Annotated in this window: 20 protein-coding genes and 3 tRNA genes; 7 read left to right on the top strand and 16 right to left on the bottom strand. The window is 60.4% G+C overall.

All coding sequences use genetic code 11. The features are described 5' to 3' along the window. Positions 1-2 precede the first annotated feature (2 nt). The 4 genes from ccoO to E5678_RS03115 all read right to left on the bottom strand — a co-directional run bounded on the left by ccoO (position 3) and on the right by E5678_RS03115 (position 4,831). Positions 3-692: a cytochrome-c oxidase, cbb3-type subunit II gene (gene ccoO, locus E5678_RS03130; protein WP_136177175.1), complete on the bottom strand. Its 690-nt coding sequence runs from the start codon at positions 690-692 to the stop codon at positions 3-5. Between the two features lie 11 nt (positions 693-703). After that, a complete protein-coding gene (gene ccoN / locus E5678_RS03125; RefSeq protein WP_136177174.1) occupies positions 704-2,149 on the bottom strand; it encodes a cytochrome-c oxidase, cbb3-type subunit I in 1,446 nt (481 codons plus the stop codon). 68 nt (positions 2,150-2,217) lie between these two features. Next, a complete protein-coding gene (ccoS, locus tag E5678_RS03120; RefSeq protein WP_136177173.1) occupies positions 2,218-2,355 on the bottom strand; it encodes a cbb3-type cytochrome oxidase assembly protein CcoS in 138 nt (45 codons plus the stop codon). 61 nt (positions 2,356-2,416) lie between these two features. Beyond that, a complete protein-coding gene (locus E5678_RS03115) occupies positions 2,417-4,831 on the bottom strand; it encodes a cation-translocating P-type ATPase (protein ID WP_136177172.1) in 2,415 nt (804 codons plus the stop codon). A gap of 122 nt (positions 4,832-4,953) precedes the next feature. Between E5678_RS03115 and E5678_RS03110 the strand changes: the two genes are divergently transcribed. Further along, on the top strand, positions 4,954-5,397 hold the full coding sequence (locus tag E5678_RS03110) for a universal stress protein (RefSeq protein ID WP_136177171.1): 444 nt from the start codon (positions 4,954-4,956) through the stop codon (positions 5,395-5,397). Between the two features lie 67 nt (positions 5,398-5,464). Here the strand turns inward: E5678_RS03110 and E5678_RS03105 are convergent, their stop codons facing one another. From E5678_RS03105 to ilvD (E5678_RS03095), 3 genes are all read right to left on the bottom strand, one after another. Continuing rightward, positions 5,465-6,232, bottom strand: coding sequence for an enoyl-CoA hydratase/isomerase family protein (locus tag E5678_RS03105; RefSeq protein WP_136177170.1), 768 nt, complete (start codon positions 6,230-6,232; stop codon positions 5,465-5,467). Positions 6,233-6,238: 6 nt separating this feature from the next. Beyond that, a complete protein-coding gene (lgt, locus tag E5678_RS03100) occupies positions 6,239-7,081 on the bottom strand; it encodes a prolipoprotein diacylglyceryl transferase (protein WP_136177169.1) in 843 nt (280 codons plus the stop codon). Positions 7,082-7,165: 84 nt separating this feature from the next. Continuing rightward, on the bottom strand, positions 7,166-9,025 hold the full coding sequence (gene ilvD, locus E5678_RS03095; RefSeq protein WP_136177168.1) for a dihydroxy-acid dehydratase: 1,860 nt from the start codon (positions 9,023-9,025) through the stop codon (positions 7,166-7,168). Between the two features lie 173 nt (positions 9,026-9,198). Between ilvD (E5678_RS03095) and ilvD (E5678_RS03090) the strand changes: the two genes are divergently transcribed. After that, a complete protein-coding gene (gene ilvD / locus E5678_RS03090; protein WP_136177167.1) occupies positions 9,199-10,911 on the top strand; it encodes a dihydroxy-acid dehydratase in 1,713 nt (570 codons plus the stop codon). A gap of 42 nt (positions 10,912-10,953) precedes the next feature. Here ilvD (E5678_RS03090) and E5678_RS03085 read toward each other — a convergent pair whose 3' ends face one another. Beyond that, positions 10,954-11,193 carry a TIGR04438 family Trp-rich protein gene (locus E5678_RS03085; RefSeq protein ID WP_136177166.1) on the bottom strand — a complete coding sequence of 80 codons (240 nt, stop codon included), beginning with the start codon at positions 11,191-11,193 and terminating at the stop codon, positions 10,954-10,956. Positions 11,194-11,316: 123 nt separating this feature from the next. Here E5678_RS03085 and E5678_RS03080 point away from each other — a divergent pair, with 123 nt between their 5' ends. Continuing rightward, complete coding sequence (locus tag E5678_RS03080) at positions 11,317-11,622, top strand: c-type cytochrome (protein ID WP_136177165.1); 306 nt, start codon at positions 11,317-11,319, stop codon at positions 11,620-11,622. Positions 11,623-11,756: 134 nt separating this feature from the next. Here the strand turns inward: E5678_RS03080 and acs are convergent, their stop codons facing one another. Next, a complete protein-coding gene (gene acs, locus E5678_RS03075; protein ID WP_136177164.1) occupies positions 11,757-13,751 on the bottom strand; it encodes an acetate--CoA ligase in 1,995 nt (664 codons plus the stop codon). A 170-nt stretch (positions 13,752-13,921) separates the two neighbouring features. Here acs and E5678_RS03070 point away from each other — a divergent pair, with 170 nt between their 5' ends. From E5678_RS03070 to E5678_RS03055, 4 genes are all read left to right on the top strand, one after another. After that, positions 13,922-14,524 carry a TIGR00645 family protein gene (locus E5678_RS03070; RefSeq protein ID WP_136177163.1) on the top strand — a complete coding sequence of 201 codons (603 nt, stop codon included), beginning with the start codon at positions 13,922-13,924 and terminating at the stop codon, positions 14,522-14,524. A 41-nt stretch (positions 14,525-14,565) separates the two neighbouring features. Continuing rightward, complete coding sequence (locus tag E5678_RS03065; RefSeq protein WP_136177162.1) at positions 14,566-16,119, top strand: fumarate hydratase; 1,554 nt, start codon at positions 14,566-14,568, stop codon at positions 16,117-16,119. A 16-nt stretch (positions 16,120-16,135) separates the two neighbouring features. Beyond that, positions 16,136-16,951, top strand: coding sequence for a glutamate racemase (gene murI, locus E5678_RS03060; RefSeq protein ID WP_136177161.1), 816 nt, complete (start codon positions 16,136-16,138; stop codon positions 16,949-16,951). A 147-nt stretch (positions 16,952-17,098) separates the two neighbouring features. Further along, complete coding sequence (locus E5678_RS03055; RefSeq protein WP_136177160.1) at positions 17,099-17,509, top strand: DUF4332 domain-containing protein; 411 nt, start codon at positions 17,099-17,101, stop codon at positions 17,507-17,509. Between the two features lie 53 nt (positions 17,510-17,562). Here E5678_RS03055 and E5678_RS03050 read toward each other — a convergent pair whose 3' ends face one another. The 7 genes from E5678_RS03050 to clpX all read right to left on the bottom strand — a co-directional run bounded on the left by E5678_RS03050 (position 17,563) and on the right by clpX (position 23,948). Continuing rightward, positions 17,563-18,876: an MFS transporter gene (locus E5678_RS03050; protein WP_136177159.1), complete on the bottom strand. Its 1,314-nt coding sequence runs from the start codon at positions 18,874-18,876 to the stop codon at positions 17,563-17,565. A 72-nt stretch (positions 18,877-18,948) separates the two neighbouring features. Continuing rightward, positions 18,949-19,569 (bottom strand): DUF6806 family protein, encoded by a 621-nt coding sequence (locus tag E5678_RS03045; RefSeq protein WP_136177158.1) that lies wholly within the window; start codon positions 19,567-19,569, stop codon positions 18,949-18,951. Positions 19,570-19,660: 91 nt separating this feature from the next. After that, a tRNA-Leu gene (locus E5678_RS03040) sits at positions 19,661-19,748 on the bottom strand. Between the two features lie 89 nt (positions 19,749-19,837). Further along, positions 19,838-19,911: transfer RNA gene (locus E5678_RS03035), tRNA-Cys, on the bottom strand. A 74-nt stretch (positions 19,912-19,985) separates the two neighbouring features. After that, positions 19,986-20,061 (bottom strand) — tRNA-Gly (locus tag E5678_RS03030). Positions 20,062-20,149: 88 nt separating this feature from the next. Further along, complete coding sequence (lon, locus tag E5678_RS03025; protein WP_136177157.1) at positions 20,150-22,582, bottom strand: endopeptidase La; 2,433 nt, start codon at positions 22,580-22,582, stop codon at positions 20,150-20,152. A 100-nt stretch (positions 22,583-22,682) separates the two neighbouring features. Further along, on the bottom strand, positions 22,683-23,948 hold the full coding sequence (clpX, locus tag E5678_RS03020) for an ATP-dependent Clp protease ATP-binding subunit ClpX (protein ID WP_136177156.1): 1,266 nt from the start codon (positions 23,946-23,948) through the stop codon (positions 22,683-22,685). Positions 23,949-24,049: the final 101 nt, after the last annotated feature.

Below are 24,049 nucleotides of genomic sequence, written 5' to 3'. Positions count from 1 at the left end.
CCTTATTGGGGTTTGGCTTCAACCGCAGGCGTTGCCGCCGCCTCAGTGGCCGCAGCCATAGACGCAGCCGATCGAGCCGTACCGAGCATCTGGAGATAGGCGATCACGGCGTCCATCTCCGTCTTGCCCTTGACTTCAGCAACCGCGTTGGCGATTTCTTCGTCGGTGTAGGGCGCGCCCAGCTTGCGCAAGACCTCCATACGGCCTGGAGAGTCTTCCGCATTGACCATTTTCTTGTCCAGCCAGCTGTAGGCCGGCATGTTGGACTCGGGCACCAGATCACGCGGGTTGTTCAGGTGAATGCGGTGCCATTCATCGCTGTAACGGCCACCCACTCGGGCAAGGTCAGGTCCCGTGCGCTTGGAACCCCATTGGAATGGTCGGTCGTACACGAACTCACCAGCCACAGAATATGGGCCATAACGCAGCGTCTCGGCCTGGAAGGGGCGGATCATCTGCGAGTGGCAGTTGTAGCAACCTTCGCTCACATAGACATCCCGGCCAGCCAGCTGCAACGCCGTGTAGGGTTTCACACCTGGCAGCGGCTCGGTCGTGGACTTCTGGAAGAACAGGGGAACAATTTCCACCAGACCACCAATCGAGACCACGATGGTGATCAGCACGATCATCAGGAAGTTGTTGGTTTCAATGCGCTCGTGCGTGAAACCTTTGGGTTTTGCTTGGTTTGCCATTTTTATTGTCCTCAAGCGTGCGCAGGATTGAGAGCAGGGATGCGCACTTCTTCAATCCGACCCTGGCCGATTGTTTTCAGCACATTCCACAACATGATGCACATGCCGCTCAGGAACAGCAGACCACCCAACAAACGGATCACATAGAAGGGGAAAGTCGCCTTCACGGATTCAACGAAGGTGTAGGTGAGACTGCCGTCGGGGTTGACCGAGCGCCACATCAAACCCTGCATCACTCCCGCGATCCACATCGAAGCAATGTAGAGCACGATACCGATGGTCGCCACCCAGAAGTGGATTTCGATGGCGGGGACCGAATACATCTTCTTCTGGCCAAAGAGGCGCGGAATCATGTAGTACATGGAACCCATGGTCACCAGACCCACCCAGCCCAGGGCACCAGAATGCACGTGGCCAATGGTCCAGTCGGTGTAATGGGACAGCGCGTTGACGGTCTTGATCGACATCATCGGGCCTTCGAAGGTGGACATGCCATAGAACGACAGCGACACGATCAGGAAGCGCAGGATGGGATCGTCACGCAGTTTGTGCCAGGCGCCCGAGAGGGTCATGATGCCGTTGATCATGCCGCCCCAGCTGGGAGCCAACAAGATGAGCGAAAAGACCATGCCAACCGACTGGGTCCAGTCGGGCAAAGCGGTGTAATGCAGATGGTGAGGACCTGCCCACATGTAGGTGAAGATCAGCGCCCAAAAGTGCACGATCGACAGGCGATAGGAATAAACGGGACGCTCGGCCTGCTTGGGGATGAAGTAATACATCATGCCCAGGAAGCCAGCGGTCAGGAAGAAGCCCACCGCGTTGTGGCCGTACCACCATTGCACCATCGCATCTTGCACACCGGCATACATGGAGTATGAGTGGGTCAAGCTGGTTGGCCACTGGAGGTTATTAAAAATGTGCAACAGCGCGATGGCAATGATGAACGCACCGTAGAACCAGTTGGCCACATAAATATGGCGAACCTTGCGCGCGCTGATGGTGCCAAAAAACACGATGGCATAGGCGATCCAGACCACGGCGATCAAGACATCAATCGGCCAGATCATCTCGGCGTATTCGCGGCTCTCCGTCAGGCCCAGGGGGTACGTGATCACCACCGAAATGATGATCGCCTGCCAGCCCCAAAAGGTGAACCCGGCCAGCTTGTCAAAGATCAGACGTGTTTGACAGGTGCGCTGAACCACGTAATAGCTGGTCGCGATCAAACCCGACCCGCCGAACGCAAAAATCACCGCACTGGTGTGCAAGGGGCGGATGCGACCATAAGCCAACCACTCGATGCCCTGCGTCATGTCAGGCCAAGCCAGTTGAGCGGCAATGAACACGCCCACCAGCATGCCGACCACACCCCAGATGATGGTCGTGACGGCAAATTGCCTGACCACTTTATCGTTATAGACCGCCGCCTGGCTGGTCTTTGCTGTCACGGACATACAGAACTCCTCACAAATGTCACTACTGAGAGTGTGATTATTGACAACCGCTATCGCCTTGACTTAAATCAATCGTCACGAAGAATGCGCTCGCCTTCGCGCTCGATGTTGTCAAATTGACCCGCCTGCAGGGCCCACCAGAACATAGCGATGATGCAAAACACGAGCAACACCGACACAGGGATCAGCAAGTACAAGATATCCATGAGGCACCTCTAAGCACGGCCGCAAACGGACGTATTGTCAATGAATAAGCACTGGCGGATATTATGCGACTGCGCCCTGGATCGCCGGGGTATCCGACCCAGTCACCCCGCCATAGGCCGTCAGTCGCAAGGCATTCGCGATCACCAGCAATGAACTGCCCGCCATGCCCAAGCCGGCCAGCCAGGGCGGCATCCAGCCCACCAGGGCCATGGGGATGCTCACAGCGTTGTACAGCGCGGCCCAAGCCAGGTTTTGTTTGACAATGCGCAAGGTCGCCCTCGCCTGCTGCACGGTCAGGGCCACATCCATCAACCGCCCGCCCTGGATCACGCAATCGGACTGCGCCTGTGCCAGAGGTGCGCCATGGCCCAAGGCAAACGAGGTGTCGGCGCGGGCCAGGACAGGCCCATCGTTCAAGCCATCGCCCACCATCGCCAGGCGCCAGCCGCGCGCCTGCAAATCGCTCACTTCGGCGAGCTTTTGCTCCGGCGAGGCTCCCGCGATCACATGATCCACGCCCACCGCCTGTCCCACCCATTGGGCAGCGGCATCACGGTCCCCCGAGAGCAACCAGGTCTCAAGCCCCAACGCCTTGAGCGCCTGGACCGCCTGCTGAGCGTCTTCCCGCAAACTTTCCCGGAGTTCAAATGAAGCCAGCCAGCCGTCTTGATCCGCAAGGTACACGCTGGCTTCGGTGTCAGCATCCAGCACCGATCCCTGAAGCCCACAGAATGCGGCCGATCCCAGCTTGATCCAACGGCCGTCGACCCGCTCGCCCTGCATACCCTGGCCTGCCAATTCCACCACTTGCGTCAACTCGGCAGCGCCAGCGCGGTCGGGCGAGCCATCGCTGTCGGCAGCCACCAAAGCGCGGGAAACCGGGTGGAGCGAGCCACGCGCCAGCGCGGCAGCGAGCGCCAGGCCCTCTTCGGATCGCACGCCCTCACGGGTCTTCACCCGGTCGAGTTCCAGGCGGTCGTGGGTCAACGTCCCCGTTTTGTCGAAAACGACGGCATTGATGCGAGACAAGGTTTCCAGGGCCTGCAGTCGGCGCACCAGAATGCCGCGACGTGCCAGAGCCCCCGCAGAAGTCAACATGGCCGCAGGGGTTGCGAGCGAAAGCGCGCAAGGGCATGTGACGATCAGCACGGCAACCGCCACGGCCAGCGCCTTGGTGTGATCGATCTGCCACCAATACCACCCGGCCAAGGCGGCTCCCAACAGCACCAGGACCAGAAAAGGGGCTGCAATCCGGTCGGCCAGAATGGCCAGACGTGGTTTCTCGGTACTGGCTTTTTCCATCAGCGACACGATCTGTGCGAAACGCGTGTCCCGTCCCAGCCGATCGACGCGAAGCTCCACCGGTCCAGCCAAATTGAAACTCCCAGCCACCACCAACTCACCCTGCTGGCGGACAACAGGGTGTGACTCTCCCGTCAACAAGGCTTCGTCCACGGTAGCGCTGTGGCTCAGAACGGTGCCATCTGCCGGAAAAGCCTGCCCGGCCTGAACACGAACTTCATCGCCCAGCACCAGACGCCGAGCGGACACCGACTCGAAGCTGCCGTCGACCTTGCGCCGGTCACACACTTCCGGCAGCCGGTTCATCAAACTGTCCAGGGCGCCAGCGGTGCGGTCGCGCGCCTTGAGCTCCAGGTAGCGGCCACCCAGCAAAAAGAAAACAAACATGGTGAGGGAGTCAAACCAGACCTCGTGCCCCCAGGGACCAGCCGGGTCAAACACCACCGCTGAGCTCACCAGGAAACTCACCAGAATTCCGATGGATACCGGGGTATCCATGCCGACACGGCCATGCTTGAGATCGCGCCAGGCGCTGCTGAAAAAAGGCCCCGACGCAAAAAACACCACGGGCAAACTGAGCAGCCAGCTCGCCCAGCGCAACAGCTGGCCGATATCGGCCGGAATCTCCCCCGGCACGGTGACATAGGCGGGCAAGGCATACATCATCACTTGCATCGCGCAGAAACCAGCCACGAAGAGGCGCCACAAAGCGTGGCGCGTTTCCCGCAAACGTTCGCTGATGGACAAGGCCTGGTGCATGGGCAGCAGCCGATAGCCGGTTTCACCGACCAATTGCGCCAACCGGGACATCGGCACCTGAGCGGGGTCCCAGCGCACGGTCAGCCGCCGGGTCGCTGCGTGGACTTGCGCCTTTTCCACGCCGGGTACATCTTGCAGGGCACATTCCACGGTGTCGGCGCAGGCCGCGCAGTACATGCCTTGCACCATCAACACGGATTCGGCAAGTGGCCGGCCGTCCACCTCGGCGTACTCGGTGAAATCCCGCTGCTCCACGGGGTCATCAAGGACCGCAAAACTGTCGGTCACCGTCAGCGGTCCGCGGTGCGCACCAAACACACCCTCGGTGGGCGCAAGACCCCCGCCAACATCGGGATCGCGAAAATCTGTTCCCAGGTGACGCCCGGCAGGGGGCGCAGCGACGGCCTCGTTCATGTCCTCAGGATAATTCAGAAGAGGTTTCATCCGCTTGATTTAAGTCAACCGTTGCCGCGCCGGCTTTGGTAGCCTAAGGGTTGGGTACGGTTCATTCATCACAATCCTTTGGGGAGATCTTCATGTACAAGCGTATTCTCGTGGCAACCGACGGTTCCAAGCTGTCCAATAAAGCGGTGGAACACGCCATCCAGTTGGCCGACATCACGGGCGCAGACGTGGTGGCTCTCAAAGTGGTGCCGCGCTACCCGCAAACCTACTTTGAAGGGGGCGTCGCACTCGCAGCCTCGGAAGTGGCGCGCATTGAAAAACAATGGCACGACGAGGCCATGGCCGTGGTGAACGCCGTGAAATCGGCCGGGCAATTGCGAGAGGTCAAGGTCAAGCCCGTTACGGTGAAGTCTGATCTGATCTCGGAAGCGGTGATTGCAGCGGCCAAGCGCAACAAATGCGATCTGATCGTGATGGCCTCTCACGGCCGCCGAGGGCTCAAGCGCTTGCTGCTGGGCAGCGAGACCCAGCAAGTGCTGACGCATTCCCATATTCCGGTCTTGGTGTTGAGGTAAGGCTCGCGCGCATCCCACGCGCACCAACCGTGCTCATGGGATGCTCAAAGGGCTGAGCACCTCGGTGTCAAAAGACGGGCGGGCGCTTGGCGAGAAAGGCTGAAATGCCTTCGCGGTGCTCCGCGCTGTCGGCGAAGGCATAGGCGCTGCTCAGCAACGCTTCGGAAATCCCGCTCGACGCCAGGAGACGCAGTGTGGATTTGTTCATCCGCGCGGCTTGCGGAGCCAGCTGAGCGATGTTCGCTGCGCGCCGGTTCACATCAGGCGCGACATCCGTGTCAGGCACAACTGTGTTCAAAAAGCCGTGGGTCAGCATCTGATCCGCATCGAATACTGCGGCTTCCAGCAACATGGACCGAGCCACCGCGGCGCCAGCTTCCCGGGCCACCAGCTGAGCCTCGCGCGGCGCCATCGGAAACCCGAGGCGGGCAATCGGAGCCCCAAAGCGCGCGCCCTGCCCCGCCACGCGCAAATCACAACAGCTCGCGATTTCCACACCCGCACCCATGCAGTTGCCTTCAATGTGCGCCAGCACGGGCACTGGGCAATCCAGCACCGCTTGCAATCCGCCCCACACCTCGCCCTCATGAAACTGGCGCAAGGCCGCTTCATCAAAACGAAAGGTGGGGTACTCCGAAATATCCCCGCCCGAGCAGAAATGGCCCGCTTCACCGGCGATCACCACACACCGAAGGTCTTCTCGATGGGCTTCAGCATCGAACACGCTTTTCAGCTCGCGCCACATGGCGCGGGACATCGCGTTGAACTTGCCAGGATGGCTCAAGGTGACCCGCAAGACGGCACTGTCACGATGAACCAACACCTGTCCGGCCATATCCGATCAAGCCTTTGAATTGCGCGCGACAGGCGTGGCCGGGTTGGCCGCCTGCCGGCCAAACCACAACCACAACCCCACCCCGCCCACGATCATCGGCACGCAAAGCCATTGGCCCATGCTCATCCCCAGAGACAACAGACCGAGGTACGCATCGGGCTCCCGGAAAAATTCAGCGATGAACCGGAAGCAGCCATAGCCCACCAGGAACATCGCCGAGACCCGGCCCCGGGCCCTAGGCTTGCGTGCGTAAAACCACAACAACACAAACAGCAACAGCCCTTCCAGCAAAAACTGGTAGATCTGAGAGGGATGTCGAGGTGCCTCGCCTGCGCCCTGGAAAACCATGCCCCACGGCAATGAAGGATCAGCGACACGACCCCACAACTCACCGTTGATGAAGTTGCCCACCCTGCCAGCGGCCAGGCCCGTGGGCACACAAGGAGCCACGAAGTCCATCACGTCCAGAAATGCGCGCTGGCGGCTGTGGGCATACCAGACCATGGCCAGCATCACGCCGAGCAGTCCGCCGTGGAAGCTCATGCCACCTTGCCAGACCGCAAAAATTTCCAACGGATGCGAGAGGTAATAGGCGGGTTTGTAAAAAAGGCAATACCCCACCCGACCGCCGACCACCACCCCCATCACACCCAGAAAGAGAATGTCCTCCACGTCGCGCCGGGTCCAGGGCTGGGGCACACGAACGGAAGCAAACGGCTCGTGTTTCAGCCGGGCATTGGCCAGCCACAGAAACAAGCCGAACGCGGCCAGGTAGGTCAGGCCATACCAGTGGATGGCCAGTGGCCCCAGTTGGAGGGCGACAGGATCGATTTGGGGATGAATCAGCATGGCTGGTGATTGTGCACGCAAGCCATGCCTGCTTCAGCACGACACAACATAACCCGTTGGAGCACCTGCTTGTTCAACGCCAGTTCAACCACCCAGCATGGACAGATCGCGCACAGCCCCTTTGTCGGCCGACATGGCCAGCAACGCATAGGCTTTGAGCGCGGCCGACACCTTGCGCGGGCGCGGACGAGCCGGCTTCCAGCCCAGCGCATCCTGTTCGGCGCGGCGCTTGGCCAGCTCTTCGTCTGACAACAGCACATGAATGCTGCGGTTGGGAATGTCGATCCGAATCTTGTCCCCGTTGCGGACCAGCCCAATGGCACCACCCGCCGCCGCTTCGGGCGATACGTGGCCAATCGACAATCCCGAAGTGCCGCCGGAGAAACGGCCGTCGGTCAGCAAAGCGCAGGCCTTGCCCAGGCCTTTGGACTTGATGTATGAGGTGGGGTAGAGCATTTCCTGCATGCCTGGGCCTCCCTTGGGGCCTTCGTAGCGAACCACCACGATATCGCCCGCCTTGACCTGGTCATCCAGAATGTTGGCCACGGCTTCGTCTTGTGATTCGGTGACGTGCACATTGCCTTCAAACACCAGGAGCGAATCGTCTACACCCGCGGTCTTCACCACGCATCCGTTCAGCGCGATGTTGCCGAACAAAACCGCCAAGCCCCCCTCTTGCGAGAAAGCGTGTTCACCGGATCGGATGCAGCCTTCTGCGCGGTCCACATCCAGGCTGGGCCAGCGTGTGGCCTGGCTGAAAGCCACCTGGGTGGGAATACCGGCCGGGCCGGCCATGTAGAAGGTTTTCACAGCTTCGCTGGGCGCGCGGGCAATGTCCCATTTGTCGAGGGCGTCCTTCATCGTGGGCGCGTGCACCGTGGGCACATCGGTGTGCAGCTTGCCTGCGCGGTCCAGCTCACCCAGGATGGCCATGATGCCGCCAGCGCGGTGCACATCTTCGATATGGTATTTGTTGGTGTTGGGCGCCACCTTGCACAGCTGCGGCACGTCGCGCGATACGCGGTCGATATCGGCCATGGTGAAGTCAATCTCGGCTTCCTGGGCGATGGCCAGCAAATGCAGGATCGTGTTGGTAGAGCCCCCCATGGCGATGTCCAGCGTGATTGCATTCTCGAAGGCCTTGAATCCCATGGAGCGTGGCAACACGGAAGCGTCATCTTGTTCGTAATAGCGCTTGCAGAGCTCCACGATCAAGCGACCGGCACCCAGGAACAATTGCTCGCGATCCGCGTGGGTGGCCACCACCGTGCCGTTGCCTGGCAACGCCAGGCCCAGCGCCTCGGCGAGACAGTTCATCGAATTGGCCGTGAACATGCCCGAACAAGATCCGCAGGTCGGGCACGCCGAGCGCTCCACTTCCGCCAGATCGGCATCGGACACGTTGTCGTCCACCGCCATCACCATGGCGTCCACCAGATCCAGCTTGCGGAACTCCATGACTTGCGTCTCCGGATTCGCCAGGCGTACTTTGCCCGCCTCCATGGGCCCTCCCGAGACAAAAACCACCGGGATGTTCAGTCGCATCGCGGCCATCAGCATGCCGGGCGTGATTTTGTCGCAGTTGGAAATGCACACCAAGGCATCGGCACAATGCGCGTTGGCCATGAACTCCACAGAGTCGGCAATGAGATCCCGACTGGGCAGGGAATACAACATGCCATCGTGACCCATGGCGATGCCATCGTCCACTGCAATGGTGTTGAACTCCTTGGCCACACCACCGGCTTTTTCAATTTCCCTGGCCACCAACTGGCCCATGTCCTTCAGGTGCACATGACCCGGCACAAACTGGGTAAACGAATTGGCTATCGCGATAATGGGTTTTTCAAAATCCCCATCCTTCATGCCCGTGGCTCGCCAGAGTGAGCGGGCACCGGCCATGTTGCGTCCGGCGGTGGAGGTTTTTGAGCGATAAGCGGGCATGGCAGTGCTGTTTCAGGGGTTGGACATAGGGCGGCTTTCGCCTCTTTCCATTATCGCCCACACCTCGTCAGGGCCTTGACCTCTGCGCTATAACGGGAGCCGACACACGGCCTGCGTGCACCAGCAAACGAAGCCATGCACCTCAGCACCCCTACAACACAGGAGACACACCCATGACAGAACGCAAGACCGTCACCATCCGAGCCATCAACGAGCGCAGTGCCCACATCACCCAGGGCAAGTCGCGCGCACCCAACCGCTCCATGTACTACGCCATGGGCTATGAGGCAGACGATTTCAAGAAACCCATGGTGGGTGTGGCCAATGGCCACAGCACCATCACCCCGTGCAACTCCGGTCTGCAGAAACTGGCCGATGCCGCCATTGCCGGCATTGAAGAAGCCGGCGGCAACGCCCAGGTGTTTGGCACACCCACCATTTCCGACGGCATGGCCATGGGCACCGAGGGCATGAAGTACTCGCTGGTCAGCCGCGAAGTCATCAGCGACTGCGTGGAAACCTGCGTTCAAGGCCAATGGATGGACGGCGTGGTCGTCGTTGGTGGTTGCGACAAGAACATGCCCGGCGGCCTGATGGGCATGTTGCGTGCCAACGTTCCGGCCATTTATGTATACGGCGGAACCATCCTGCCCGGGCGCTACCAGGGCAAAGACCTCAACATCGTCAGCGTGTTCGAAGCCGTCGGCGAAAACGCCGCGGGCAAGCTCAGTGACGAAGATCTGCTGGAGATCGAAAAGCGCGCCATCCCGGGCACAGGCTCTTGCGGAGGCATGTACACCGCCAACACCATGAGCTCGGCTTTCGAGGCCCTGGGTATCTCGTTGCCCTACTCCTCCACCATGGCCAATCCACACGACGAAAAGATGAACTCGGCCAAGGAGTCGGCCAAGGTGCTGATTGAAGCCATCAAAAAGGACATCAAGCCACGCGACATCGTCACCCGCAAAGCGATCGAAAACGCCGTGGCCGTGATCATGGCCACCGGTGGGTCGACCAACGCAGTGCTGCACTTCCTGGCCATCGCTCACGCGGCGGAAGTGGAATGGACCATCGACGACTTCGAGCGCATGCGCAAAAAGGTCCCGGTTCTGTGTGACCTCAAGCCCAGCGGGCAGTACCTGGCAGTCGACCTGCACCGCGCCGGAGGCATTCCGCAGGTCATGAAGATGCTGCTCAACGCCGGATTGCTGCACGGCGACTGCATCACCATCAGCGGCCAGACGATTGCCGAGGTGTTGAAGGAGGTCCCTGACGCGCCAAGCGCTGACCAGCAGGTGATTCGCCCCATCGACAAGCCCATGTACGCCCAAGGCCACCTGGCCATCCTCAAGGGCAACCTGAGCCCGGAAGGCTGCGTGGCCAAGATCACCGGCCTGAAGAACCCGGTGATCACCGGCCCGGCCCGCGTGTTTGACGACGAACAGACGGCGCTACAGGCGATTCTGGACGGAAAAATCGTGGCCGGAGACGTGATGGTGTTGCGCTACCTCGGCCCCAAGGGCGGCCCGGGCATGCCCGAAATGCTGGCACCCACCGGCGCGCTCATCGGCGCAGGGCTGGGTGAGAGCGTGGGCCTGATCACCGACGGCCGGTTCTCGGGTGGTACATGGGGCATGGTGGTTGGCCACGTGGCGCCCGAGGCGGCCGTGGGCGGCACCATTGCCTTTGTGCACGAAGGTGACAGCATCACCATCGACGCACGCCAACTGCAGCTGGAACTGCACGTGACCGACGAAGAAATCGCCACACGGCGCTCGGCCTGGAAGGCACCGGCGCCGCGCTACACCCGCGGCGTACAAGCCAAATTCGCGTTCAATGCGTCGAGTGCCAGCAAGGGCGCGGTCCTGGACGACTTTGGGAACTGAATGCCCAGGTGGCCGACCCGATCGGTCACCTGGTCACGGGCATCAGCGCCGGCGGGGCTTGATGCCCAACGACTCGCGCTGCTTCTCGATGCGATCCTTCTTTTTCTGATCCATTTTTTCCATGACTTTGCGTTTCGTGTAGCCCGTCGCATCGGCCCATGCCCACCAAGCGACGGCCAGCGCAAAAGGTGACAGCACCCACAACCACGACAGATCGGCCACAAAGCCTATCTCGAAATACTTCAAAAGCATCAGGGCAATGCCCAACAACAGCAAATACATCACAGCCTCCAGTAAAGGTCCGATAAAGCCGGGCAAGAAACTGTAACCGATCGTTTCTAGCCAGTGTACGTGGGTAAAATTCAACCCTGTGACCCCATTCCAATGACCCACGAGGACAACACCATGAAACGCACTCTCTTGATTATGGCCGCGATGGCCGCGATTTCCGCCCCAGCTTTTGCTGATGAGGCGCTGGCCAAAAGCAAGAACTGCATGGCTTGCCACGCAACGGACAAAAAACTGGTCGGCCCTGCCTACAAAGAAGTGGCCAAGAAATATGCTGGTGATGCCAAAGCGGTCGACATGCTGGCGACAAAGATCGTCAAGGGTGGTTCGGGCGTGTGGGGTGCTATTCCCATGCCAGCCAACACCCAGGTGTCTGAAGCCGACGCCAAGAAACTGGCCGCTTGGGTGTTGAGCCTGAATTAACCGCTGGCGCCACGCCAAAAAAAAACCCGCTGAATTCAGCGGGTTTTTTTTGGCAGCACGAGATTCACACCGCCGAACGGTGAAGGCAGCCTCTTCCGAAGTGCCTCACCTCTGCGACACGGACCGCTAACGGTTTACATGCGCTCGGACAGCTGGTCGAGAATGGCCGGGTTCTCAAGCGTCGAGGTGTCTTGGGTGATCTCTTCGCCCTTGGCGATGGAGCGCAACAAACGGCGCATGATCTTGCCCGAGCGGGTCTTGGGCAGGTTGTCACCAAAGCGGATGTCCTTGGGCTTGGCGATTGGACCAATCTCCTTGCCCACCCAGTCGCGCAATTCCTTGGCAATGGCCTTGGCTTCGTCGCCTGTGGGACGCGAACGCTTGAGTACCACGAAAGCCACAATCGCTTCGCCCGTCACATCATCGGGCCGGCCCACCACGGCCGCCTCGGCCACCAGATCGGTCTTGCCCACCAGCGCGGATTCGATCTCCATCGTGCCCATGCGGTGGCCTGAGACGTTGAGCACGTCGTCGATGCGGCCCGTGATGCGGAAATAGCCCCGGTCGACACTGCGAACGGCACCGTCGCCCGCGAGGTAGTAGCCTTTGAGCTCGTCGGGAAAGTAACTCTTCTTGAAGCGTTCAGGCTCACCCCAAATGGTACGGATCATCGAAGGCCAGGGCTTTTTCACCACCAGGATGCCGCCCGAACCATTGGGCACATCGTTGCCGGTCTCGTCAACGATGGCCGCGGCAATGCCTGGCAGCGGCAGCGTGCACGAACCCGGCACCAGCGGCGTGGCGCCCGGCAGTGGTGTGATCATGTGGCCACCGGTTTCGGTCTGCCAGAAGGTGTCCACGATAGGGCAGCGCTCGCCACCCACGTGCTTGTAGTACCACATCCAGGCTTCCGGGTTGATGGGCTCGCCCACCGAACCCAGGATGCGCAGACTGGTGAGATCGGAACGTGCGGGATGCACCTTCTCGTCGGCTTCGGCGGCCTTGATCAACGAGCGGATTGCGGTCGGCGCGGTGTAGAAGATGGTGCACTTGTGGCGCTCGATCATCTGCCAGAAGCGTCCCGCATTCGGGTAGGTGGGCACGCCCTCAAAAACGATTTGCGTGGCACCCGCAGCCAGTGGTCCATAGGCCACATAGGTGTGACCGGTGATCCAGCCGATGTCGGCGGTGCACCAGAAAACGTCGTCGTCCTTCAGGTCGAAGGTCCATTGCATGGTGAGGTTGGCCCACAGCAGGTAACCGCCGGTGCTGTGCACCACGCCTTTGGGTTTACCGGTGGAACCCGAGGTGTACAGCACGAACAGCGGGTGCTCAGCGCCCACCATCTCGACCGGGCAGTCGGTGGACTCACTGGCCATCACCTCGTGCATGAAGCTGTCACGACCGGCGACCATGTTGACCGCTGTGGGTGTGCGCTGGAAAACGATCACGCTCTGGACCGACTCACAGCCACCCATGGCAATGCCTTCGTCCACAATGGACTTGAGCGGGAGCTCCTTGCCTCCACGCAGCTGGTAATTGGCGGTGATCACCGCCACCGCGCCGGCGCCCTGGATACGCTCCTGCACGGCCTTGGCTGAGAAGCCACCGAATACCACGCTGTGGGTTGCGCCAATGCGTGCGCAAGCCTGCATGGCGATCACGCCTTCGACGGTCATGGGCATGTAGATGACCACACGGTCACCTTTCTTCACGCCCTTGGCCTTGAGCGCATTGGCGAACTGCGACACCTTGGCGAGCAGCTCCTTGTAGGTGACCTTGGTGACTTCACCGCCATCGGCTTCAAAGATGATGGCCGTCTTGTTTTCGACCGGCGTGCCCATGTGGCGATCCAGGCAGTTGTACGAGGCGTTCAGTTCCCCGTCTTCGAACCACTTGTAGAACGGCGCGTCCGAGGCGTCCAGCGTTTTGGTGAACGGCTTGTGCCAGCTCAGGGTTTCACGGGCTCGCTTGGCCCAGAAACCTTCGAAATCGTTTTCCGCTTCTGCACACAGGGCTTCATAGCTCGCCATGCCCGAGATGCGGGCCGACTGGCGCATGGCGTCAGAGGGTTCAAAAACGCGGTTCTCAACCAACGTGGACTGGATGGCGTTTGACGGTGTGGACATGGGCGGTCTCCTCTATGTGTTGTCTCAACAGTGAACCCGGCGACTGTGCGCAAGGGCTCTTACGAGCCACTTACAGGGTGGATCGGAGCCGCGGCCAGGCACGCCTGCACCCTACAATACCCCCTGCTCATTTTTCACGCAATCGGGGCACTTCCCCGCTGAATGCCCATATGTCCGATCCGATCCAGAATCCCCCTGTCATCCGTGCCTTGCCCAAGCTGATTTTTGCCAGCCGCTGGCTGCAGTTGCCGCTCTACATCGGACTCATCGCTGCACAAGCCATCTACGTCTTCCATTTCTGGGTGGAACTGGTGCACCTGGTAGAGGCCGCGTTTGGCAACCAGAACGCACTCGCCGCGCTGGTCAAGAGTGTGGGCTACAAAGACTCCATCGATGTCACCGCGCTCAACGAAACCATCATCATGCTGGTCGTGCTGGCCTTGATCGACGTGGTGATGATTTCCAACCTGCTGATCATGGTGATCATCGGTGGATACGAAACCTTCGTGAGCCGCATGGGTCTGCAAAGCCACCCTGATCAGCCCGAGTGGCTCAGCCACGTAAACGCCTCGGTGCTCAAAGTCAAGCTGGCCACGGCCATCATCGGCATTTCGTCGATCCACCTGCTCAAGACCTTCATCAACGCCGCCAACTACGAAGAGAAAGTGCTGATGTACCAGACCATCATCCACGTGGTCTTCCTGCTCAGTGCCATGGCCATCGCCTTCACCGATCGCCTGATGTCCAGCCCCAAAGGCAGCAAGGGCCACTGAAACGCCCACAACCAGCCCACCCAAGTCCAACAGGAGCCCCCATGACCACCACCATCCGCCAGGCCGACCTGATCGAATCCGTCGCCGCTGCCCTGCAGTACATCAGCTACTACCACCCCGCCGACTACATCGCCCATCTGGCTCGCGCCTATGAGCGTGAGCAAAGCGCAGCGGCCAAAGATGCGATCGCGCAGATTCTCACCAACAGCAAGATGAGCGCGACAGGCCACCGCCCGATTTGCCAGGACACCGGCATCGTGAACGTGTTCCTCAAGGTGGGCATGGACGTGCGCTGGGAGGGTTTCACGGGCAGTCTGGAAGACGCCATCAACGAAGGCGTGCGCCAGGGCTACAACAACGCGGACAACAAACTGCGCGCCAGCGTCGTGGCCGACCCCCTGTTCGCCCGCAAGAACACCGGCGACAACACGCCCGCGGTGATCTACACGGAAATCGTGCCCGGCAACACCATCGATGTGACCGTGGCAGCCAAGGGTGGTGGCAGCGAAAACAAGAGCAAGATGATGATGCTCAACCCCAGCGACAGCATCGTCGACTGGGTGCTCAAGACGGTGCCCACCATGGGCGCGGGCTGGTGCCCGCCGGGCATGCTCGGTATCGGCATTGGCGGCACGGCAGAAAAGTCGGTGCTGCTCGCCAAGCAGAGTCTGATGGAAGACATCGACATGCACGAACTGCAAGCAAAAGCCACCAAGGGTGAAAAGCTCACCCAGGTGGAAGAGCTGCGACTGGAGCTGCTCGACAAAGTCAATGCCCTGGGTATTGGCGCACAGGGCCTGGGTGGCCTGACCACCGTACTCGACATCAAGATCAAGATGTACCCCACCCACGCGGCAGGCAAACCCATTGCCATGATCCCCAACTGCGCGGCCACGCGCCACGCCCATTTCGTCATGGACGGCTCCGGCCCCGTTTACCTCGATCCGCCCAGCCTGGATCTGTGGCCCAACGTCAACTGGGCCCCCGACGCAGAGAAAAGCCAGCGCGTGGACCTCAACAAACTCTCCAAGGCCGAGGTCGCGAGCTGGAAGCCAGGCCAGACCCTGCTGCTCAACGGCAAGATGCTCACCGGGCGCGATGCCGCACACAAGCGCATCCAGGACATGCTGGCCAAGGGCGAGCCCCTGCCTGTGGATTTCACCAACCGCGTGATTTACTACGTCGGCCCGGTCGATCCGGTGGGCGATGAGGCCGTAGGCCCCGCCGGTCCGACCACCGCCACCCGCATGGACAAGTTCACCGACATGATGCTGGAGAAAACCGGACTGATCGCGATGATCGGCAAGGCCGAGCGGGGCCCGGTCGCGATCGAATCCATCAAGAACCACAAGAGCGCCTACCTCATGGCCGTGGGCGGAGCCGCCTACCTGGTGTCCAAGGCCATCAAGACCGCGAAAGTGGTGGGCTTCGAAGACCTGGGCATGGAGGCCATCTACGAATTCGATGTGACCGACATGCCCGTCACCGTGGCCGTTGACGCGGGCGGCACCAGCGTCCATATCACCGGCCCGGCTGAATGGAGCCAGCGCATCGCCACCGGCGAGTTCAAAGGCATCTCGGTCGCCGGCGGCTGAACCGAGACAGGCCCGATTGACCACCCTGGGCGTTTTTGACAGCGGCGTCGGTGGCTTGAGTGTGCTTCGGGATCTGCGCGAGCAGATGCCCGGTGTGCACTGCGTCTACCTCGCCGACAACGCTTTTGCGCCCTACGGCGAGCGCGACGTGGAGACGATCCGGAAGCGTTCGTCAGGCATGGCGGGCTACCTGCGCGCCACACATCACATCGACGCGCTGGTCATCGCCTGCAACACGGCCACGGCCCATGCCGTTGACGCTCTGCGCGCCGAGCATCCCGACCTGCCCATCATCGGCGTCGAGCCGGCGCTCAAGCCGGCCGCGCTGCTCAGCCAGACCGGATGCATCGGCGTATTGGCCACCCGCGCCACGCTCAACAGCGATCGGTTTGCGCGCCTCATGGCCCATGTGAGAGACCAAAGCCCCTCCGAGATGCGGTTCGTATGCCAGCCTTGCGACGGTTTGGCCGACGCCATCGAACGCCACGATAGCGCAGCGATCAAAACCCTGGGCCAACGTTATCTGGAAGCGCTGTGGCGCGCCACGCCTCAGGCACACCGCATCGATACCATCGTGCTGGGCTGTACCCATTACCCGTTTGCCCTGGACACATTGCGCGCCTGTTGCGAGCCCGCCATCCACTGGCTGGACACAGGGCGACCCGTATCGCGCCGAGCCCACAATTTGCTCACGCAAGCAGGCCACGACCTGGCGCGTTCCGCCCCGCTGATGGCGCCCAAGTTCATCACCACCGGCGACATCGCCACTCTGGAGCGGGCCGCGCTGCGTTGGCTGTCGCTGGACGCATCCGCCCATCAAGCGTGCATCTGACGTCCGATCGGTGGGTTCAACCCCAAAAAAGTCACATTCGACAGCCATTGCCGCATCAGACACTGGCATCGGCAACACCTTTTCAGTACAGTTGATCCGTGCACCGCCGGTGCCACCCTCAACCCCCACTCGAAGGATGCAATCAGCATGGCGAACAAAAAAATCAGCGACGTCGAAGGCATTGGCCCCATCATCAGCGACAAGTTGATCGCTGCCGGGGTTAAAGACACCAACAGCATGCTCACCCAATGCAAGACCCCATCCCAGCGAAAATCGCTGGCTGGTCAGACGGGTCTCACCGGCAAACAGATCCTGAAATTTGCCAACATGGTCGACCTCTACCGCGTCAACGGGATTGGTTCGGAATACGCGGAACTGCTGGAAGCCGCGGGTGTGGACACGGTGCCCGAACTGGCGCGCAGGCGGCCTGACAACCTGTGCAAGGCCATGGCGGAACTCAACGCCCAGAAGAGCCTCGTTCGCCGCGCACCCACCGAGGCCGAAGTCACCAAGTGGGTGGCACAGGCCAAAGAGCTGCCCCGCGCCCTCGCCTACTGAGCGCCTGAACTCCTGGGACCTGGATCGCCACAGATCCAGGTCACGCCCCCTGATCAGGCGTTGCCCGTTTCGCCTCGCATGGCCTGTTCGCGGCCGCGCTCGATATTGACCGGCAACAACAGCAGCAATCCCAGCAAAAACAAGAAACCGGTGGACGCGATCGCCAAGCGTTGATTGCCTTCGGTGATCCAGGTGATGGCGCCATAGCTCAACGGCCCGATGATGCTGGCCAGGCGGGTGGCAAACGTCCACAGGCCAAAAAATTCGGCTGCGCGGGAAGGCGGCGCAAGCAAACCGGCCATGGCCCGGCCCGATGACTGGCTGGACCCCATGCACACACCAGCAATGGCCGCTGCGTACCAGAAACCGCCTTTGGTGGTGGTGAGCGCGGCCACCACACAGGTGATGACCCACCCCACCAAGGTGAGAGCCAGGGCTTTCTTGTGCCCCAGGCGGTCCTGCCCGTAGCCGAACACGAACGCCCCCAGCGCTGCGGCGATGTTCAATACAAAGATCAGCACCATGGTTTCCTGCTGCACAAACCCGATCACCTGCTCAGCGTAAATCGCGGCCAGCGTGATGATGACGGCTACGCCACCCTGGTAGGCCACTGCACACGCCAGCAGCCACATGAAGTCGCGGTATTGGCTCGCCTCTCGAAACGTGCGCTGGAGCTGCGACAGCGAAGCACGAAACCCCATGCGTTCACTCGAGGAATGCGTCGGGCGAGCACGCTCCTTGAGCAGCATCAGGGTCAACGAAGCGGCCAGCGCGAACACCACTGCGGTGATCAACATGGTCACCGGCACAAAGGCACCGGCAGGCTGGCCCTGCCCCTGGGCCCACAACACATAGGCCAGGCACAAGCCCAAAGAAAGCATGCCGCCGACATAGCCCAGGCTCCAGCCCCAGCCACTGACGCGCCCCATCGCAGAGGGTCGGGCCAGCTCAGGCAGGAAGGATGCAATCAACGACTCACCCCAGGCAAAACACACATTGGAGACGATGATCAGCGCGACAGCCAGCGCCACCGCTCCTGGGCCCACCCAGGCCAATGAAGCCGTCGCCAGGACACATCCGATCGTGCTGAACAACAACAGCCGCTTCTTGGCCGCATGCTGATCGGCCCAGGCGCCCATCAACGGCATGGTGATCATGACCACCGCATGGGACACACTCAATGCCGCCGTCCAGGCAAAGGTCGCCCAGACCGCGCCGTCTGCGACAGCACCCACAAAATAGGCCGCAAAAACCGCGGTCAACACCACCGTGGTGTAGCCCGAGTTGGCAAAGTCGTACATGGCCCAGCCAAACACCTCGCGCTTGCGCACGCCGGGTTGCAAGGTATCAGCCACCATGGCTTTCATGGCAATGGCGCCAAACGCAGGGCCGGCGTGGCACTGGCCAGCAGTGCCAGAGCAAACGAACCCATGCAGTGGTCAGTGCAAGTGGCGGGGCTTGCGCCCACCGCCATGTCCCGAGCCGCCATGCCCCCGGGGCGGACGACCCAGCTGCATGGAGTTGACCAAGGACTCAAAGCGCTGGGTGAACAGGGTGTCGATCGATGCGACCACCTCGCCCAGTTCGGCGGCATCAAAGTGCCGCTCCATCACATGCACGACATCCTGCACCAGCAAGTCGCGTTGAACCTGCATGATGGCGGCAGGCGTCGGGCCGACAAAGCACATCATGAAATCGTCCCGTGCTTCCGCCTCAGTGCTTTCCTCTTCTTCGTCGAACTCGGTGTCGTAGAAGGACACTTCCAGTGGCGCGCCTGTTGATGCGATTTCGTTGAGCCCCATGCAGGCCTCTTCCATCACCTGGCGAAAGTCTTCATCGCCTGGAACGGTCCAGCAAATCTGAAGCAGATGGGCATTGGCATCAAAGCGGATACCGGGCTCGTCTTCGTACGCGCTCTCCGAAGCCGCCGCCAACGAACGCGCACCCGCGTACTGCCACAGTGGTTTGAGCGCATCCTGAATCTGGGCAAAGACCACATCCTCACGCAACAGCACATCGCCGTGCACGTGAATTTCGAAGGGTGCGTTGTATCGGGTCATGAACTCTCACTGTACCGGTGAAACCGGGAAAAACCAAGGGTAGCCCAGGCCTCGCAGCGAGGCGGACGACCCAGCGATGCCAACCTGCTGCTGGTGCCTCGAACCGGAATCGAACCGGTATGGCCGTTACAGCCGGCGGATTTTAAGTCCGCTGTGTCTACCAATTTCACCATCGAGGCAAGCTTGTCATTGTCGCAGGTTCAAGCGGCGGCAACAGCCCAACAAAAACGCCCCGGACAGGTGACTGAACGGGGCGTTTGAGGAAGACTGGAGGCGCGACCCGGAGTCGAACCGGGCTAGACGGATTTGCAATCCGTTGCATAACCGCTTTGCTATCGCGCCATGTCGAAATCGGCATGCAACCGACCTCTGCTCTACCGACAAAAAAGGGAAGCACTGGCTTCCCTTTTTGAATGTGGAGCGGGATAAGAGACTCGAACTCTCGACCTATACCTTGGCAAGGTATCGCTCTACCAACTGAGCTAATCCCGCTTATTTCTAACGTGTTGGAGTGTTCGTCAGAAGCTGAAATTATAGCTTGGAAAATTGCGACCTTGCAAGCCAGCCGAAAAATTATTCATCAATGTTTCACCGTGTCAGAGGCTGCCACTGCGGGACGAGCCGCAGCCGCTGCAACCTGGGCTGCCACCTCTTCTTCGGTCAGCGGCACGGGCAGGCGCTCCAGGGCAATGGCCAACACTTTGTCGATCCATTTCACAGGAACAATTTCCAGCGCCAGTTTGACGTTGTCCGGTATATCGGCAAGATCCTTGACATTTTCTTCAGGAATGATCACGGTCTTGATGCCCCCACGCAGTGCGGCCAGCAGCTTCTCTTTCAACCCGCCGATGGCCGTCACTTCGCCCCGCAGGGTGATTTCACCCGTCATGGCCACATCGGCCCGCACCGGGATGCCGGTCAAAGCCGACACCAGAGCCGTGGTCATCGCAGCGCCCGCGCTCGGACCATCCTTGGGGGTAGCGCCATCGGGTACGTGGATGTGTATGTCGCGCTTGTCGAACTGCTCATCTTTGATCCCCAAGGTGCGTGAGCGACTGCGCACCACAGTGCGCGCGGCTTCGACCGATTCCTTCATCACGTCGCCCAGGGAACCTGTACGGGTGATCACACCTTTACCGGGCATGGTCGCCACTTCGATCGTGAGCAAATCGCCGCCCACTTCGGTCCATGCCAGACCGACCACCTGACCCACCTGGTTTTGGGCTTCGGCGCGGCCATAGGAGTACTTGCGCACGCCGAGGAAATCGCTGAGGTTGCTGCTGTCGACGACCACGGTGGATGTGTACTTCTTGAGCAGCACACCCTTCACCACCTTGCGGCAAATCTTGCCCAGTTCACGCTCGAGCGAACGCACGCCCGCTTCGCGGGTGTAGTAACGCACGATGTCGCGAACCGCCTCTTCCTTGATCTCCACCTCACCGTCGCGGATACCATTGTTCTTCAGCTGCTTGGGCAACAGATACCGCACCGCGATATTGGTTTTTTCGTCTTCCGTGTAACCCGACAAACGGATCACTTCCATGCGGTCCAGCAAGGCTGGCGGAATGTTCATCGAGTTGGACGTCGCGACGAACATCACGTCGGACAAATCAAAGTCGACCTCGATGTAGTGATCGCCAAAGGTGTGGTTCTGCTCCGGGTCCAGCACTTCCAGCAAGGCACTGGAGGGATCGCCGCGGAAATCGGTGCCCAACTTGTCGATCTCATCGAGCAAGAACAGCGGATTGCGGGTGCCGCTCTTGCTCAGGCTCTGCAACACCTTGCCCGGCATCGCGCCAATGTAGGTGCGCCGATGACCCCGGATTTCGGCTTCATCGCGCATGCCGCCCAATGCCATGCGGACGTATTTTCGCCCGGTGGCCTTGGCCACCGACTGCCCAAGCGAGGTTTTGCCCACGCCGGGTGGCCCCACCAGACACAGGATAGGGGCTTTGACCTTGTCCACACGCTGCTGCACAGCGAGGTATTCAAGGATGCGGTCTTTGACTTTCTCCAGGCCGTAATGGTCTTCGTTCAGCACGGCTTCCGCCGCAGCCAGATCGTGTTTGATCTTGGTCTTTTTGCTCCAGGGCAAACTCACCAGGGCATCGATGTAGTTGCGCACCACGGTGGCCTCAGCCGACATGGGCGACATCAACTTCAGCTTCTTGAACTCGGCTTCCGCTTTCTTGCGCGCTTCGGCCGGCATGCGAGCGGCCTTGATCTTTTTCTCGATCTCTTCAATGTCGGCGCCCTCTTCACCTTCGCCCAGCTCCTTCTGGATGGCTTTCACCTGCTCATTGAGGTAGAAATCGCGCTGGTTCTTTTCCATCTGGCGCTTCACACGCCCGCGGATTTTCTTGTCGACGTTGAGGATGTCGACTTCGCGCTCGAGTTGCTCGAAAAGATTCTCCAGGCGCTTGTTCACCGGATCAAGATCGAGCACCACCTGCTTGGCTTCCAGCTTGAGTGGCAGGTGGGCTGCGATGGTGTCGGCCAGTCGGCCGGGATCGTCGATACTGGAAATCGAGGTCAGGATTTCCGAAGGGATTTTTTTGTTCAGTTTGACGTACTGGTCAAACTGCTGCATCACGGCGCGCCGCAGGGCTTCGAGCTCGGTCGCGGCAGCGCCAGAGCTCTCCCCTTCGGGATCCACTGGCGTTACCTGTGCCAGGAAATGGGTCTCGCCTTCGGTGATCGACATCACCTTGGCGCGCTGCAGGCCTTCGACCAGCACTTTGACGGTGCCATCGGGCAACTTGAGCATCTGAAGAATGGTTGCGACGCAGCCCATCTCGAACATGTCATCGGTAGACGGCTCGTCTTTGGCTGCGGCCTTCTGGGCAACCAGCATGATGCGGCGCTCGGCCTCCATCGCGGCCTCCAGCGCTTTGATGCTCTTGGGGCGCCCAACGAAGAGCGGGATCACCATGTGGGGGAACACCACCACATCGCGCAACGGCAACAGGGGCAATTCCACCGGTGAACTGGGCAGGGGAGTTTGTCCGGACATTTTCTTCAACCTCAACAAAAAGAGCAGATGGGGTTGATGACACTCACATCAACCGGACACATCGTCAAGCGAAGGGACCGGGCGCCGGGCGGCGCCCGTCTCAGGCCTGCTTGGCCGTTTCTCGGTACACCAGCAGGGGCGGCTTGTTTTCGTCGATGGTGGACTCGTCCACCACCACCTTCTCCACGTTGCTCATACTGGGCAAATCGAACATGGTGTCGATCAGCGCATTTTCCAGAATGGATCGCAGACCACGAGCCCCCGTCTTGCGGACCAGCGCCTTGCGGGCTATTGCTTTGAGCGCGCCAGGCCGCACCTCCAGCTCGGCACCCTCCATGGCGAGCAAACGGGTGAATTGCTTCACGACAGCGTTTTTGGGCTCGGTCAGGATCTGGACCAGCGCGTCTTCGCTCAGCTCGGACAGGGCCGCGATGACCGGGACACGCCCCACCAGCTCGGGAATCAAACCAAACTTGATCAGGTCCTCTGGCTCGATTTCTTTGAAGGCATCGGTCAGGCTGCGCTGTTTTTTGCTTTTGACCACAGCGCCAAAACCGATGCCCGACGCTTCCGTGCGGTTCTCGATGATCTTTTCCAGACCAGCAAACGCACCACCACAGATGAAGAGAATGTTGGTTGTATCGACCTGCAGGAAATCCTGATTCGGATGCTTTCGCCCACCTTGCGGCGGCACCGAAGCCATCGTGCCTTCAATCAGCTTGAGCAAGGCCTGCTGAACCCCTTCGCCCGACACATCTCGGGTGATCGATGGGTTGTCGGACTTGCGGGTGATTTTGTCGATTTCATCGATGTAGACAATGCCCTGCTGCGCCCGCTCCACATCGTAGTTGCAGCTTTGCAGCAACTTGGCGACGATGTTTTCCACGTCTTCACCAACGTAACCGGCTTCGGTCAGCGTCGTGGCGTCGGCCATGACAAAAGGCACATTGAGCATGCGTGCCATGGTCTGCGCCAGCAGCGTCTTGCCGGATCCCGTGGGGCCGAGCAGCAAGATGTTGCTCTTGGCGAGCTCCACTTCGTCCTTGCGGGCGGTTTGCTTGTGCCGCAAACGCTTGTAGTGGTTGTACACCGCCACCGCCAATGCGCGCTTGGCAGGCTCCTGGCCAATCACGTAGCCGTCAAGATTGGCTTTGAGCTCAGCCGGCGTCGGAACTTCGTCTCCAGCCGCTTTGACCGCTTCAAGTCCGGGCAACTCGTCACGGATGATGTCGTTGCACAGATCGATGCACTCGTCGCAAATGAACACCGAAGGGCCGGCGATCAGTTTTTTGACCTCGTGCTGGCTCTTGCCACAAAAGGAGCAATAGAGCGCTTTCTCACCAGAGGTGGCTTTTTTGTCTACCATTGAGGGATTGGGTCGTCTAGGACGTTGTGTGTTTCACTGGGAACAATGATAGTTCAAGCCGCCCAACCATGAATGGCTGGAAAAAGGGCCACTTTTGACCC

It is taken from the genome of Hydrogenophaga sp. PAMC20947, from assembly GCF_004795855.1.
GTDB lineage: Bacteria > Pseudomonadota > Gammaproteobacteria > Burkholderiales > Burkholderiaceae_C > Hydrogenophaga.
Note: the sequence above shows the minus strand (reverse complement) of the source record. Positions and strands in the feature narration are given on the sequence as shown.